At 72.3% G+C, this 13,874-nt stretch carries 12 protein-coding genes; 5 read left to right on the forward strand and 7 right to left on the reverse strand.

Features of this window, described 5'->3' with window-relative positions; all coding sequences use genetic code 11:
- Nucleotides 1–5: 5 nt before the first annotated feature.
- The gene (locus IG90_RS0122145) at nucleotides 6–1,643 is read left to right on the forward strand and encodes an ABC-F family ATP-binding cassette domain-containing protein (protein WP_030587157.1); all 1,638 of its coding nucleotides are present in this window, start codon (nucleotides 6–8) and stop codon (nucleotides 1,641–1,643) included.
- 56 nt (nucleotides 1,644–1,699) lie between these two features.
- Here IG90_RS0122145 and IG90_RS0122150 read toward each other — a convergent pair whose 3' ends face one another.
- Nucleotides 1,700–4,135: a Tex family protein gene (locus IG90_RS0122150; protein WP_030587159.1), complete on the reverse strand. Its 2,436-nt coding sequence runs from the start codon at nucleotides 4,133–4,135 to the stop codon at nucleotides 1,700–1,702.
- A gap of 191 nt (nucleotides 4,136–4,326) precedes the next feature.
- A complete protein-coding gene (locus tag IG90_RS0122155) occupies nucleotides 4,327–5,196 on the reverse strand; it encodes an SCO6745 family protein (RefSeq protein WP_030587161.1) in 870 nt (289 codons plus the stop codon).
- Nucleotides 5,197–5,409: 213 nt separating this feature from the next.
- On the opposite strand from IG90_RS0122155, the gene IG90_RS0122160 reads away from it, so the two are divergent.
- Together IG90_RS0122160 and IG90_RS0122165 are read left to right on the forward strand one after the other, a co-directional pair.
- Nucleotides 5,410–6,393, forward strand: a complete 984-nt coding sequence (locus IG90_RS0122160) for a GlxA family transcriptional regulator (protein ID WP_411572647.1) — start codon at nucleotides 5,410–5,412, stop codon at nucleotides 6,391–6,393.
- Nucleotides 6,394–6,618: 225 nt separating this feature from the next.
- On the forward strand, nucleotides 6,619–7,254 hold the full coding sequence (locus IG90_RS0122165) for a DJ-1/PfpI family protein (protein ID WP_030587165.1): 636 nt from the start codon (nucleotides 6,619–6,621) through the stop codon (nucleotides 7,252–7,254).
- Here the strand turns inward: IG90_RS0122165 and IG90_RS0122170 are convergent.
- On the reverse strand, nucleotides 7,244–8,041 hold the full coding sequence (locus IG90_RS0122170) for an enoyl-CoA hydratase/isomerase family protein (RefSeq protein WP_030587167.1): 798 nt from the start codon (nucleotides 8,039–8,041) through the stop codon (nucleotides 7,244–7,246). The two genes, IG90_RS0122165 and IG90_RS0122170, sit on opposite strands and share 11 nt — an antisense overlap.
- An 80-nt stretch (nucleotides 8,042–8,121) precedes the next feature.
- Here IG90_RS0122170 and IG90_RS0122175 point away from each other — a divergent pair, with 80 nt between their 5' ends.
- Entirely contained in the window at nucleotides 8,122–8,745 is a 624-nt protein-coding gene (locus IG90_RS0122175; RefSeq protein ID WP_030587169.1) for an HdeD family acid-resistance protein, read from the forward strand.
- Between the two features lie 146 nt (nucleotides 8,746–8,891).
- Complete coding sequence (locus IG90_RS0122180; RefSeq protein ID WP_030587183.1) at nucleotides 8,892–9,347, forward strand: ATP-binding protein; 456 nt, start codon at nucleotides 8,892–8,894, stop codon at nucleotides 9,345–9,347.
- Nucleotides 9,348–9,374: 27 nt separating this feature from the next.
- Here IG90_RS0122180 and idi read toward each other — a convergent pair whose 3' ends face one another.
- From idi to galE, 4 genes are all read right to left on the reverse strand, one after another.
- Nucleotides 9,375–9,977, reverse strand: coding sequence for an isopentenyl-diphosphate Delta-isomerase (idi, locus tag IG90_RS0122185; RefSeq protein WP_030587186.1), 603 nt, complete (start codon nucleotides 9,975–9,977; stop codon nucleotides 9,375–9,377).
- A 147-nt stretch (nucleotides 9,978–10,124) separates the two neighbouring features.
- A complete protein-coding gene (locus IG90_RS0122190; protein ID WP_030587189.1) occupies nucleotides 10,125–11,393 on the reverse strand; it encodes a bifunctional class I SAM-dependent methyltransferase/N-acetyltransferase in 1,269 nt (422 codons plus the stop codon).
- 238 nt (nucleotides 11,394–11,631) lie between these two features.
- Complete coding sequence (locus tag IG90_RS0122195; RefSeq protein ID WP_030587192.1) at nucleotides 11,632–12,573, reverse strand: cation diffusion facilitator family transporter; 942 nt, start codon at nucleotides 12,571–12,573, stop codon at nucleotides 11,632–11,634.
- Between the two features lie 180 nt (nucleotides 12,574–12,753).
- Nucleotides 12,754–13,731 (reverse strand): UDP-glucose 4-epimerase GalE, encoded by a 978-nt coding sequence (galE, locus tag IG90_RS0122200; protein ID WP_030587202.1) that lies wholly within the window; start codon nucleotides 13,729–13,731, stop codon nucleotides 12,754–12,756.
- Nucleotides 13,732–13,874 lie beyond the last annotated feature (143 nt).

Below are 13,874 nucleotides of genomic sequence, written 5' to 3' on the forward strand. Positions count from 1 at the left end.
CCCTGATGACTGCCACCCTCGTAGCCAAGGACCTCGCCGCCGGACACGGCGACCGCACGCTCTTCGCCGGGCTCGACCTCGTCGTCGCCCCCGGTGACGTGATCGGTCTCGTCGGAGTCAACGGCGCGGGCAAATCCTCCCTGCTCCGCCTCCTCGCCGGGCTCGACCGCCCGGAGGAGGGGGAGCTACGGCTCTCCCCGCCCACCGCCACCGTCGGCCACCTCCCGCAGGAGCCCGAGCGCCGCGACGGCGAGACGGTGGCCGCGTTCCTGGCCCGCCGCACCGGCGTCGCCGACGCCCAGCGCACCATGGACGAGGCCACCGAGGCCCTGGTCGCGGGCGCCCCCGGCGCGGACGACGCGTACTCCGAGTCCCTGGAGCGCTGGCTCGCCCTCGGCGGCGCGGACCTGGAGGAGCGGGCCGAGCAGGTCGCCGCCGAGCTGGGGCTGACCGTGGGCCTCGACCGGCCCATGACCGCGCTCTCCGGCGGACAGGCGGCCCGCGCCGGCCTCGCCTCGCTGCTCCTCTCCCGCTACGACGTCTTCCTGCTCGACGAGCCCACCAACGACCTCGACCTCGACGGCCTGGAACGCCTGGAGCGCTTCGTTTCCGGTCTGCGCGCGGGCACCGTCGTCATCAGCCACGACCGCGAGTTCCTCATGCGCACGGTCACCAAGGTGCTGGAACTGGACCTCGCCCAGCAGCAGATCAACCTGTACGGCGGCGGCTACGCGGCCTATCTGGAGGAGCGGGAGACCGCCCGCCGGCATGCCCGGGAGGGCTTCGAGGAGTACGCCGACAAGAAGGCGTCCCTCGAAGCGCGCGGCCATATGCAGCGCTCCTGGATGGACAAGGGCGTCAAGAACGCCCGCCGCAAGGCCACCGACGGCGACAAGCTCGGTCGTAACGCCCGCAGCGAGGCCAGCGAGAAGCAGGCCGCGAAGGCGCGTCAGACGCAGCGCATGATCGAGCGTCTCGACGTCGTCGAGGAGCCTCGCAAGGAGTGGGAGCTGCGGATGGAGATCGCCTCCGCCCCGCGCTCCGGATCCGTCGTCGCGACCCTGCGCGAGGCCCGTGTGGTGCGCGGTGACTTCTCCTTCGGCCCCGCCTCGCTCCAGATCGACTGGGCGGACCGGGTCGCCATCACCGGGGCCAACGGCGCGGGCAAGTCCACCTTGCTGGCCGCCCTGTTGGAGCGGCTGCCGCTGGACTCCGGGAACGCCACGCTCGGTTCGGGCGTCGTCGTCGGCGAGGTGGACCAGGCCCGCAGACTGTTCCTCGGCGCGCAGTCGCTGCTGGACGCGTTCTGCGCGGCCGTGCCCGACACGGAACCGGCCGAGGTCCGTACCCTGCTCGCCAAGTTCGGTCTCCGCGCCGACCATGTCATGCGCCCCGCAACCAGCCTGTCCCCGGGCGAACGCACCCGTGCGGCCCTCGCCCTGCTCCAGGGCCGCGGCGTCAACCTCCTGGTGCTCGACGAGCCGACGAACCATCTCGACCTGCCCGCCATCGAGCAGCTCGAAGCGGCCCTGGAGACGTACACGGGCACCCTGCTGCTGGTCACGCACGACCGTCGGATGCTGGAGGCGGTCAGGACGACCCGCCGCATCGAGGTGGCCGACGGCCAGGTCAAGGAAGTCTGAGCGGAGTTGCGGGAGTGGGGCGGGCCGCACGCGGCGACCCGCCCCACCCGCTTCGTTCAGCGCCCCCGGCCACCGCCCTGCTTCGGGTCGGTCAGCCCGGCCCGCCGCAGTGCGTCCGCCATCGCGCTGTTCGCCGGAGCCGGGGCCCCCTGGCCCTGCCGGGACGCACCGCCACCGCCACGCCGGTCCCGGCCGCCGCCCTGACCTCCACCGGACGGCCGGCCCTGACCCTGCCCCTGGCGCTGCTTCGGGGGACGGCCGCCCCGCTCGCCGCGGCCCTGCTGCCCGCCGCCGGAACCGCCGGCCGCACCGGGCTCGTCGTCCAGCCGCAGCGTCAACGAGATCCGCTTGCGCGGTACATCGACGTCCATGACCTTGACCTTCACGATGTCGCCGGGCTTCACGACGTCCCGCGGGTCCTTCACGAACGTCTTCGACAGCGCCGAGACGTGCACCAGGCCGTCCTGGTGCACGCCGATGTCGACGAAAGCGCCGAACGCGGCCACGTTCGTCACGACGCCCTCCAGCACCATGCCGGGCTCCAGGTCGCCGAGCTTCTCGACGCCCTCCTTGAAGGTCGCGGTGCGGAACGCCGGTCGCGGGTCGCGCCCCGGCTTCTCCAGCTCCTTGAGGATGTCCGTCACCGTCGGCAGCCCGAACATGTCGTCCACGAAGTCCGCCGCGCGCAGCGACCGCAGCGCCTCCGCGTTACCGATCAGCGAGGCCACCTCGCCGCCGGCCGTCTTCCCCATCCGCCGCACCACCGGGTAGGCCTCGGGGTGCACGCTGGAGCCGTCCAGCGGGTCGTCGCCGCCCCGGATCCGCAGGAAGCCCGCGCACTGCTCGTACGCCTTCGGGCCGAGCCGCGCCACGTCCTTGAGGGCCTTGCGGGACCGGAAGGGGCCGTTGGTGTCCCGGTGCGCCACGATGTTCTCGGCGAGCCCCGAGCTGATCCCCGAGACGCGTGAAAGCAGCGGTGCGGAGGCGGTGTTGACGTCCACGCCGACGCCGTTCACACAGTCCTCGACGACCGCGTCCAGCGAACGGGACAGCTTCACCTCGGACAGGTCGTGCTGGTACTGGCCGACGCCGATCGACTTCGGGTCGATCTTCACCAGCTCGGCCAGCGGGTCCTGGAGCCGCCGCGCGATGGAGACGGCACCGCGCAACGACACGTCCATGTCGGGCAGTTCCTGCGAGGCGAACGCGGAGGCGGAGTACACCGAAGCGCCCGCCTCCGAGACCATCACCTTGGTGAGCTGCAACTCCGGGTGCTTGTCGATCAGTTCACCGGCCAGCTTGTCCGTCTCGCGGGACGCGGTGCCGTTGCCGATCGCGATCAGGTCGACCGCGTGCTCCTTCGCGAGGTGCGCGAGCTTCGCCAGCGCCTGGTCCCACTTGTTCGCGGGCACGTGCGGGTGGATCACATCGGTGGCCACCACCTTGCCGGTCGCGTCGACGACCGCGACCTTCACCCCCGTACGGAAACCGGGGTCCAGGCCCAGCGTGGCGCGCGTGCCGGCCGGGGCGGCGAGCAGCAGATCGCGCAGGTTCGAGGCGAAGACCCGCACCGCCTCGTCCTCCGCCGCCGTGCGCAGCCGCAGCCGCAGATCGATGCCCAGGTGCACCTGGATCCGGGTCCGCCACGCCCAACGCACGGTGTCGCCGAGCCACTTGTCGCCCGGGCGGCCCCGGTCGGCGATCCCGAAGCGGCGGGCGATCATGTTCTCGTAAACGGACGGGCCCGGCCGCTCGGCGGCCTCCGGCTCCTCCGGCTCCAGGACCAGGTCGAGGACGTTCTCCTTCTCACCGCGCAGCATCGCGAGCACCCGGTGCGAGGGCAGCGCGGTGAACGGCTCCGCGAAGTCGAAGTAGTCGGCGAACTTCGCGCCCGCCTCCTCCTGGCCCTCCCGCACCTTCGCCGCCAGCCGGCCGCGCGTCCACATGCGTTCGCGCAGCTCGCCGGTGAGGTCGGCGTCCTCGGAGAACCGCTCGGTGAGGATCGACCGGGCGCCGTCCAGCGCGGCGGCCGCGTCCGCGACACCCTTGTCACCGTCCACGAACGCGGCGGCCGCTGCGAGCGGATCGGCCGACGGGTCGCCGAGCAGGCCGTCCGCCAGCGGTTCGAGACCCGCCTCCCGGGCGATCTGCGCCTTCGTCCGCCGCTTCGGCTTGAACGGCAGGTAGATGTCCTCCAAGCGCGCCTTGGTCTCGGCGGCCCGGATGCTCGCCTCCAACGCCGCGTCGAGCTTGCCCTGTTCCGTCACGGATTCGAGGATCGACGTGCGCCGCTCCTCCAGCTCCCGCAGGTAGCGCAGCCGTTCCTCCAGCGTGCGCAACTGCGCATCGTCGAGGGATTCGGTCGCCTCCTTGCGGTAGCGCGCGATGAACGGCACGGTCGATCCGCCGTCGAGCAGCTCGACGGCGGCCCTGACCTGTCGCTCACGTACGCCGAGCTCCTCGGCGATCCTGCCTTCGATGGACGTCGTCACGGTTTTCCCGACTCGCCTTCTCGTACTGGCTGTGCTGGCCGTGCTCGTGTCGCGATGAGCACGTTCTTGCTTGCCGGGGGGCATCCCCCCTGGCCTGCATTGTGCCGCGTGGCCCGGGGCCGTGTCGCGTGACCTCGACGAACACGCCCGGAGCCCCGGCACCGCGTGCGAGGGCTCCGGGCGGTTCGGCGTCAGTCCCGGCCGGTCGCCGAGGCGGGGAACGCGCCTGCGGCGGCGGCCGTGAAGAGGAAGCCGCGCCCCAGTTCGGTGAGCCGCTCCACGCCCTCCGCGCCCAGGTGTTCGTACGGGGCGGTGTCCATGCGGTCCGTCGCCTCCTCGACCTCCGCGCGCAGCGCCGTGCCGGCTTCGGTCAGCGCCAACTCCTCGCCGCCGTCCAGCAGCCCGCGCTTCCGCAGCCGGTCGCACGCCGCCTCCCATTCGGTGCGGCGCCAGCCACGGGAGGACAGGATCCAGCGGATCGCCATGCCCTTGCCGGTCGCGGTGTGGCTGACGAGGGACTCCAGCGGGTCCAGACCGGCGGCGAGCAGGGCGGCGAGATGTGCGTCGCCCCGGTGTTCGCGCAACAGGGTCGCCGCGTGCCAGAACGCCAGGTGCGGCTCCTCGGGCACCGGCAGATCCGCGTGCGCGGCGTACAGCGGGCGGGCGTGCGGGGTGCAGGCCTCGGTGGCGCGCAGCGCGAGCCGGGCCGCCTCCGCCATCGCGTCGGAGGCGATGATCTCCTCGCCGAGCAGCCGTCGCAGCGTCGCGTCCGCCGCCCGCAGCCGGGCCCCGAGGACCACGTCGGGCGAGGCGGTCTCCCAGACGGCGGGCACATGGCGGGCCACCAGCACGGGGTTGAAGTTGTAGAAGGTGGCGCCGACGGTCCCCGCCCCCACCGCGCCGAGCGCGGCGGCCCGGGTCGCGAAGTAGGCGGCGCTCTGGTCCTCGATGCCGATCTTCGCCATCTCCGCACCCAGGTCGGGGGAGAAGAAGACACACGAGTGCAGCGGGTTGACGGCGTTGTGGCAGCGGCGCTCCGCGCGGGCCGGGAGAGTACTCATACAGTCACGTTACCGACTGGTCGGTACGGCAGGGAACCCCCCGGGAGAAGGGCGCACCTCCAGAGCGGACCCAGGCCGGACCCAGGCGGGGTCCAGGCTGGGTCCAGGCGGGGTCCAGGAGGGGTCCAGGCCGGATCCGCAGCAGACCGATGGCAGGAAAGGTGGGGTACCCGTCATTGCGGCCATCGCCGTACACCGCCCAGGATGGCGGACGTGAAGCAGCGAACCGTGCTCGTCGTCCTCTTCGACGGCGTCCAGAGCCTCGACGTGAGCGGCCCGATGGAGGTCTTCGCGGGCGCCTCCCGGGCGCCCGGGGTCTCCTACGACCTGCGGACCGCCTCGCTCGACGGCGCCCCCGTCCGGTCCACCTGCGGCCTGACCCTGGTGCCTGACAGCAGCCTGGCCGACGCACCCGTACCGCACACGCTGCTGGTGCCCGGCGGGCAGGGCACCCGGGGCTCGCACCCGGAGCTCACCGGCTGGCTGCGGGAGCACGCGCCGCGGGCGGAGCGGCTGGTCTCCGTGTGCACCGGGGCGCTGCTGCTCGCCGAGGCGGGTCTGCTGGACGGACACCGGGTCACCACCCACTGGAACTACTGCGAGCGGCTGGCCCGCGACCACCCGGCTGTCCGCGTCGACCCCGAACCGATCTTCGTACGGGACGGCAGGCTGGCCACCTCGGCGGGCGTCACCGCGGGCATCGACCTGGCCCTCGCGCTTGTCGAGGAGGACCACGGGCGGGACCTCGCGCTGAACATCGCCCGGCACCTCGTGGTGTTCCTGCGCCGCCCCGGCAACCAGGCCCAGTTCAGCGCCCAGCTCAGCGCCCAGACCGCACAGCGCGAACCGCTGCGCGAGGTCCAGCACTGGATCACCCAGCATCCCGACGCCGACCTCGGGGTCGACGCCCTCGCGGCCCGCGCCCGGCTCTCGCCCCGGCACTTCGCCCGCGCGTTCCGTGCCGAGACCGGAACGACCCCGGGGCGCTACGTCGAGCGCATCCGCCTGGAGCACGCCCGCCGGCTCCTGGAGGACACCGCCGACGGCGTCGAGCGGATCGCCCGCGCCAGTGGCTACGGCACCCCGGAGGCCATGCGCCGCGCCTTCGTGAAGAGCCTCGCGACGGCGCCGGCCGAATACCGCCGCCGCTTCCGCACCCCCGCGGCCGGTACTGGAACCGCACCCCCGCGGCCGTGACCTGAGCCGCACCCCTGCGGCCGTGACCTGAGCCGCACCCCCGCGGCCGTGACCTGAGCCGCACCCCCGCGGCCGTGACCTGAGCCGCACCCCCGCGGCCGTGACCTGAGCCGCACCCCTGCGGCCGTGACCTGAGCCGCACCCCTGCGGCCGTGACCTGAGCCGCACCCCCACGCCGGTACCTGAACCGCATCACCCGACCGACCGAACCGAGAGGCAGCTCCCGTGCAGATCGCCATCCTGCTCTTCGACCGTTTCACCGCCCTGGACGCGGTGGGCCCCTACGAGATCCTCAGCCGCGCGCCCGGCGCCGAGACCGTCTTCGTCGCGACACGGACCGGACCCGTCCGCAACGACAGCGGGAGCCTCGCGCTCGTCGCGGAGAAGACGCTCGCCGACGTGCCGTCGCCCGATCTGGTGATCGTGCCGGGCGGCCCCGGCCAGAGCGACCAGATGGAGAACGAGACCCTGCTCGGCTGGCTCCGCTCCGTCGACGCCACCAGCACCTGGACGACCTCGGTCTGCACCGGTTCGCTGCTGCTGGCGGCGGCCGGACTCCTGAAGGGCAGGCGGGCCACCTCGCACTGGCTGGCGCTGCAGGTGCTGAAGGAGTTCGGTGTCGAGCCCACCGGGGAGCGCGTCGTGTTCGACGGCAAGTACGTCACCGCCGCCGGGGTGTCCTCCGGCATCGACATGGGGCTGACCCTGCTCGGCCGGATCGCGGGCGACGACGTGGCACGCTCGGTGCAGCTGCTCACGGAGTACGACCCGCAGCCGCCCTACGACTGCGGCTCACCGGAGAAGGCCCCGGCGGCCCTGGTCGAGGAGTGGCGGGCCAGGAGCCGTCACATCACCCGGTAGGGCTGTGGTTCCCCACATCACCCGCCCCGGTAGGCCCGGTGGTGTAGGTGAACCGGGGCGCGCGCCGCTCCAGGAAGGCGGCGACGCCCTCCGCCGTGTCACCGCAGCCTCGTGCCTCACCGGCCCAGTGGGTGTCCCGGTCCGTCCGGCCCGCGGCGAACTCCTTCGCCGCGGCCTGCGTGAGCAGGGACCGGGACGCCAGGACCCGTACGTACTCCTCGACCCGCTTGTCCAGGCCGCCCGCGGGCAGCACCTCGTCGGCCAGGCCGGTGCGCAGCGCCCGTTCCGTGTCGATCAGCTCGCCGGAGAACAGCAGGTGCTTGGCCGTGCCCGGCCCCACGAGGGCGACCAGCCGCCGCGTCGAGGAGGCGGGGTAGACGATGCCGAGCTTGGCCGGGGTGACCCCGAAGGAGGCCCCCTCCTCCGCGAACCGCAGATCGCAGGCGGCCGCCAGCTGACTGCCGCCGCCCACGCAGTAGCCGCGCACCGCGGCCAGCGTCGGCCGGGGGAACGCGGCGAGCGCCTCCTCGGCCGCCACCGCCAGGCCCTGGGCGGTGTCCGCGCCCTCCCGCAGCGTGGAGATGTCGGCCCCGGCGCAGAAGGTGTCCCCGGCTCCGGTCAGCACCAGGACGCGGACCGCCGGGTCGGCCGCCAGCCGCTCCAGCAGCTCCGGCAGGCTCCGCCACATCGCGGCGGTCATCGCGTTGCGCTTGGCGGGGTTCGTGATCACGACGGTGGCGACGCCGCGCTCGACGGAAGGGATCAGGCGTGGTTCCGTACGGTCCATGGGCGGGATGCTATCCGGGTGGTTCGAACCTATGATCAAGAAGGGGTCGCGAAGCGGGCACGCACCGTAAGGAGCTGTCGATGAACGGACCCACCGCCGAGGGCAGGAAGCTCAGCCGGAGTTTCGGCTGGCTCGCGCTGCTCGGCACGCTGTTGGTGATCGCGGGCGTCATCGGCCTCGTCTACACCGGCGTCGCCACCCTCACCTCGATGCTGCTCTTCGGCTGGCTGCTGCTCGTCGGTGGTCTGGTCGGGCTGCTGCACGCGATCGAGTCGCGCGGCACGAACTACTTCTGGCTGGGCGTGGTGGTCGCGGCCCTCAACCTCGCCGCGGGTGTCGTCGTCATCAAACACCCCGAGGGCACGGCCGAGGCGCTGACCATGTTCGCCGCCCTGCTCTTCCTGACCGGCGGGGTCTTCCGGCTGGTCGGCAGCGTCGTGGTGCGTGGACCGCAGATGGGCTGGACCCTGCTCCAGGGAGCCTTCGGCCTGCTGCTGGGACTGCTGGTGCTGTTCGACTGGCCGCACAGCAGTCTGTATGTTCTGGGCTTCTTCTTCTCGTTGGCCCTGCTGTTCGACGGGCTCGGCCTGATCGCCATCGGCGTCGGCGGCCGACGCATCGTCAGCATGGTCTCGGAGCGGCTCGATGAAACTGCCCCGGCCTCGGACGAGCCGATCACGTCACCAGAAGAAGAGCAGAAGTAGTCCCTGGACCTGCAAAGGCGTGCGTGTGTGGTCGAATAGCGCCGATACCTGGCTACTTCCGGTCACTGGCACGGTCCGGACCAAGCCGCTCCCAACACTCTTTACTCGACGGTCAGTGCAGTGCGAGTGAGAGCTGGTGCCGGACGATGGAGAGCCTCGGGAGTGCCCCCGCCGACCCCGTGTCGTACGAGGGGGTGTGGCGTTTCACCGCCCCCGCCGTGGACGCGTCCGTGCCCAGTGCCCGGCACGCCGTGCGCGATCTCCTCGGCCGGCAGGGCGTGCCGGTCGAGGACGACATCCTCCAGGGGCTCCTGCTGATCGTCTCGGAACTGGTCACCAACGCCGTCAAGCACGCGGCGCTGCTCTCGCCCGAGCTGGCCGTCGAGGTGGCCATCGCCGCCGACCGGGTCAGAGTCTCGGTCGAGGACAACCACCCCTACCGCCCCACCGCCCTGGAGACGGACTACGCGCAGACCGGCGGCCGGGGCCTGCTGCTGGTCAAGGTGGTCACCGCGGAGGCGGGCGGCACCTGCGACGTCGAGCACACCGCGAGCGGCGGGAAGGTCATCTGGGCGGCGCTGCCGTTGAAGACGCAGCTCTGACCGCCCCGTACCCGACCGGGCGGAGGGTCACCAGCCCGCCGAGGGACCCGTCAGCTCACGGATCGCCGGCCGCGCCGCGTCCAGCACCGTCATGAACCACGCCGAGAACGGCGCCAGCGCGTGCCGCTCCGCCAGCTCCGCCAGCTCCGCCGCCGTCACGAAGGCCGTCTCCCCGACCTCCTCGGCATCCGGCTTCAGCGCCTCCTGCGCCATTCCCACGAACAGGTGGTTGAACTCCTGCTCCACCAGACCCGACGCGGGGTCCGGGTGGTTGTAGCGGACCGTGCCCGCCTCGGCCAGCAACGAGGGCGAGAGCCCCAGCTCCTCGTACGTACGCCGGGCAGCGGCCGCGAACGGGGCCTCGCCGGGATACGGGTGTCCGCAGCAGGTGTTCGACCAGACACCGGGGGAGTGGTACTTGCCGAGTGCCCGGCGCTGGAGCAGGAGCCGCCCCTGCTCGTCGAAGAGGAACACGGAGAAAGCGCGGTGCAGCTGCCCGGGGGCCTGGTGGGCCGCCAGCTTCTCCGCGGTGCCGATGGTGGTGCCGTTCTCGTCGACCAGTTCGAGCATGATCGCTTCTGCGGTGCCGTTCGACGAGCTGTGCGTCGCGGTGGCTGGTGTGGTCGGCATACCCATCCTTCGCTTTGGTCCCCGGCCTCGTGCGCCGGGCCCCTGGAGTCCGGTCAAGTCTGCCGTACAAAAGCCGCTTGTCCGCACTTCGGGTCCGGGCATGTCCGTCCCGCCGCGCCCTGGGAACGCGGCGGGACGGACGGGTCCTCAGACCCCGAAGGCCGCCGGATAACGGATCATGCCCGCCGGAACCGGGACGGAATCGTCCAGTACCAGGGCCATCATCGCCTCGTCCGGCACCTCGAAACCTGGCCGGATCCCGTAGCGCGAGGCCGGTACGCAACCGAAGCGCGGGTAGTACTCGGGATGACCGAGCACCAGCACCAGCGCCTCACCGCGCACCCGGGCGGCGTCCAGCACCGCCCGCACCACGGCCTGCCCCGCACCCTGCCGCTGGTACGCGGGAGCGGTGGCCACCGGGGCCAGCGCGAGGGCCGGGGCGTCGCCGACCCGGCAGCGGGTCAGCAGCGCGTACGCCGCGAGTGACCCGTCCGGGGCCTCGGCGACGTAGCCGAGCTCCGGCAGCCAGGCCTCGGCATCGGCCCGCAGGGCGTCCACGAGGTCCGCCTCGTCCCGGGTCGGGAACGCGGCGGCGTTGACCGCGTGCACGGCCGCACGGTCCGCCGGTGTCTCCGGTCGGGTGGTCCACCGGGGGTCGGCCGGGCGCAGCACATACGCGGCGTAGCCGTACTCCGTGCCGTGCTCCCGCCGTACGGCCAGCTCCTCGCGGGTGGCCGCGAGTGCCCACTCCATACCGGGTGCGCCCGGGTCGGTGCTCCCGACCCGCTCGGCGAGCGGCACGTAGTACTCGTCCCAGTCGCTCTCGGGCTGGACCAGCACGGCGCCGACCGTGCAGCCCGCGGCGAGGGCCGCCGCGGTGGTCTCCGGCAGGGTGCGCAGGGAGCCGTTGCGGTCCCAGAAGTCGCGCGCCCCGGCGGACGGCGCGTCCGTGGTCCAGACGCACTCGGAGATCATCATCGCGCCGCCCGGTGCCAGCAGCCGCTGCCAGTCGCGGACGGCGGTGTCGAACCCGATGCAGTACGCCGACCCCTCGGCCCAGATCAGGTCGAAGGAACCCTCGGGGAACGCGGGGCCGGTGAGGTCGCCCATGTCGGCCCGGACCGTGACGACGCGGTCGTCGAGGTCACGGGCCCCGGCCGCCTCGCGCAGCTCGTCCAGGAACGGCTGGTGGAGGTCGACCGCGGTCACCTCGGCGCCCGCCTCGGCGGCGAGCAGCAGCGCGGCACGGCCCGGACCGCAGCCCAGGTCGAGGACGCGCGGACGGTCGGGAAGCGGACCGGCCAGAGCGAGCAGCCGGCGCGTGGTCGCGTCGGAGCCGGGGCTCTGCCGGGGAAGACGGTGGTGCAGGGTGAAGAACGCCTCGGTGCGCGAGGCGTCGTCGATGTGGTCGGTCAACGTGGGAACCCTTGGGTGTGAGGGCTCCGACCTGATCCGGGAAGAGGTGGACCTAGCCGGAAACCCGGGAGATGAGGAAGGACCGATTGCTGCGCCGGGAAGGCGTCGTCGCGACCGTCATCAACCTCAGCTCCTCTCGAAAGGGTCCCGGTGACACCGGGCTCCGCTCCACCGCGAGACTGATACGTCTCGGCGAACCCACATTAGCACCGCCTCGGCCGGTGTTCAGGGGCGCGCGTCAGTGGCAGAGACGCGCCTCGTGCTCCGCGTGACCGCTCGGTTCCAGCTGGAAGGTGCAGTGCTCCACGTCGAAGTGGTCCCCGAGGCAGCCCTGCAGTTCGTGCAGCACCTTCTCGTACCCTGTCGAGTCGAGTATCTCCTGGCGCACCACCACATGTGCGGAGAGGACCGGCATCCCCGAGGTGATCGTCCAGGCGTGCAGGTCGTGGACGTCCAGGACCCCGGGCAGCTCCGTGATGTGGGCCCGCACCTCCGCCATGTCCACACCCCTGGGCGCCGCCTCCAGGAGCACGTTCAGGGTCTCCCGCAGCAGCTTCACCGTCCGGGGGACGATCATCAGGCCGATCACCAGGGAGGCGATCGGGTCGGCGGGCTGCCAGCCGGTCGCCATGATGACGCCCGCCGAGATGATCACGGCGAGCGAACCGAGGGTGTCGGCCAGCACCTCCAGATAGGCGCCCCGCACATTGAGGCTCTCCTGCTGTCCGCGCGTCAGCAGGGAGAGGGAGACGACGTTGGCCACCAGACCGACGGCCGCGAACGCGATGGCCAGACCGCCCTTCGTCTCGGCCGGGGTGATGAACCGCTCGACCGCCTCGAAGACCAGATAGCCGCCGACCCCCAGAAGCAGCAGACAGTTCGCGAGCGCCGCCAGGATCTCCGCACGGGCGAAGCCGAAGGTGCGGTTCGGGCCGGCCGGACGGTTGGCGAAGTGGATGGCGAGCAACGCCATCCCGAGCCCCAGGGCGTCGGTGGCCATATGGGCGGCGTCCGCGATCAGGGCCAGCGAGTCGGAGAGCACCCCGCCGACGATCTCCATGACCATCACGCTCAGCGTGATCGCCAGGGCCACCCGGAGCCTGCCCCGGTACGCGGCGGCCGCCGTGCCGGTCGGAGGCGGCCCGCCGTGCGTATGCCCGTGATCGTGGCCAGCCCCCATGCGAAACGCCTCCAGGTCCGTGCGACGGCGCCGGTGCGATACCGCCCGACGCGGCCAGTGAACTACGGGTGGGGGGTATGAGGCAACACGGCACTGAACACCGTTGTCATCTGCCCTGACCTGCGGAAACGGTCTGCAGGTCAGGGCGCTGACATGATCACCGACGCCACCCGCGACCGATCACGAACGGGCCTCGGGATGGCGCAGGCACCAGCCCTCCCAGGCCGACTCCACCATCTCGCGCACGCTGCGCCGCGCCGTCCAGCCCAGCTCCTCGGTGATCCGCGCGGCCGACGCCACCGCCTTCGGCGCGTCACCGGCCCGGCGCTGCTCGACCACCGGCTTCGGGCCGCGGCCCGTCACCTCGCCGATCACCTCGGCCAGCTCCCGCACCGAGACGCCCTCGCCCCGGCCGACGTTCAGCGTCAGGTCGCCGGCGCCCCCCTCGTCCAGCCGCCGCGCCACGGCGAGATGCGCCTCCGCCAGGTCGGCGACATGGATGTAGTCACGGATGCAGGTGCCGTCCGGCGTCGGGTAGTCGTCGCCGAAGATCCTCGGGGCCTCGCCGCGCGTCAGGCGCTCGAACATCATCGGGACGATGTTGAAGACCCCGGTGTCCGCGAGCTCCGGCGCGGCGGCGCCCGCCACGTTGAAGTACCGCAGGCAGGCGGTCGAGATCCCGTGGGCGCTCCCGGTGGCCCGCACCAGCCACTCCCCGGCGAGTTTGGTCTCGCCGTACGGGTTGATCGGCAGGCAGGGCGTCTCCTCGGTGATCAGCTCGACGTCCGGTACCCCGTAGACGGCCGCCGATGACGAGAAGAGGAAGCGCCGCACCCCGGCCGCGACCACGGCCTCCAGCAGCACGCCCAGCCCGGAGACGTTCTCCCGGTAGTACAGCAGCGGCTTCTCCACGGACTCGCCGACCTGCTTCTTGGCCGCGAGATGCACCACACCGCTCACCGCGTGGTCGGCCAGCACCCGGTCCAGCAGTTCCCGGTCGGAGGCCGAGCCCTCCACCAGCGTGACGGCGTCCGGCAGCCGGTCCACGATGCCGCTGGAGCGGTCGTCGAGCACCACGACCCGCTCGCCCGCCGCCACCATGGCCCGCGCCACGTGTGCCCCGATGTATCCCGCTCCGCCTGTGATCAGCCATGTCATGACCGTCAGCCTATTCGTCATGCTCACCGGGCCCGGCCCGCGGTTTGTGGGCCGGGCCCCCGATCGATGATGATGATCGCGAACGGCGGCCGCGCTCGCAGGTCCACCCGAACAGCGCGCAAACGGGTGGTGAACTCGGCCTT

The organism is Streptomyces anulatus, from assembly GCF_000721175.1.
Classification (GTDB): domain Bacteria; phylum Actinomycetota; class Actinomycetes; order Streptomycetales; family Streptomycetaceae; genus Streptomyces; species Streptomyces anulatus_C.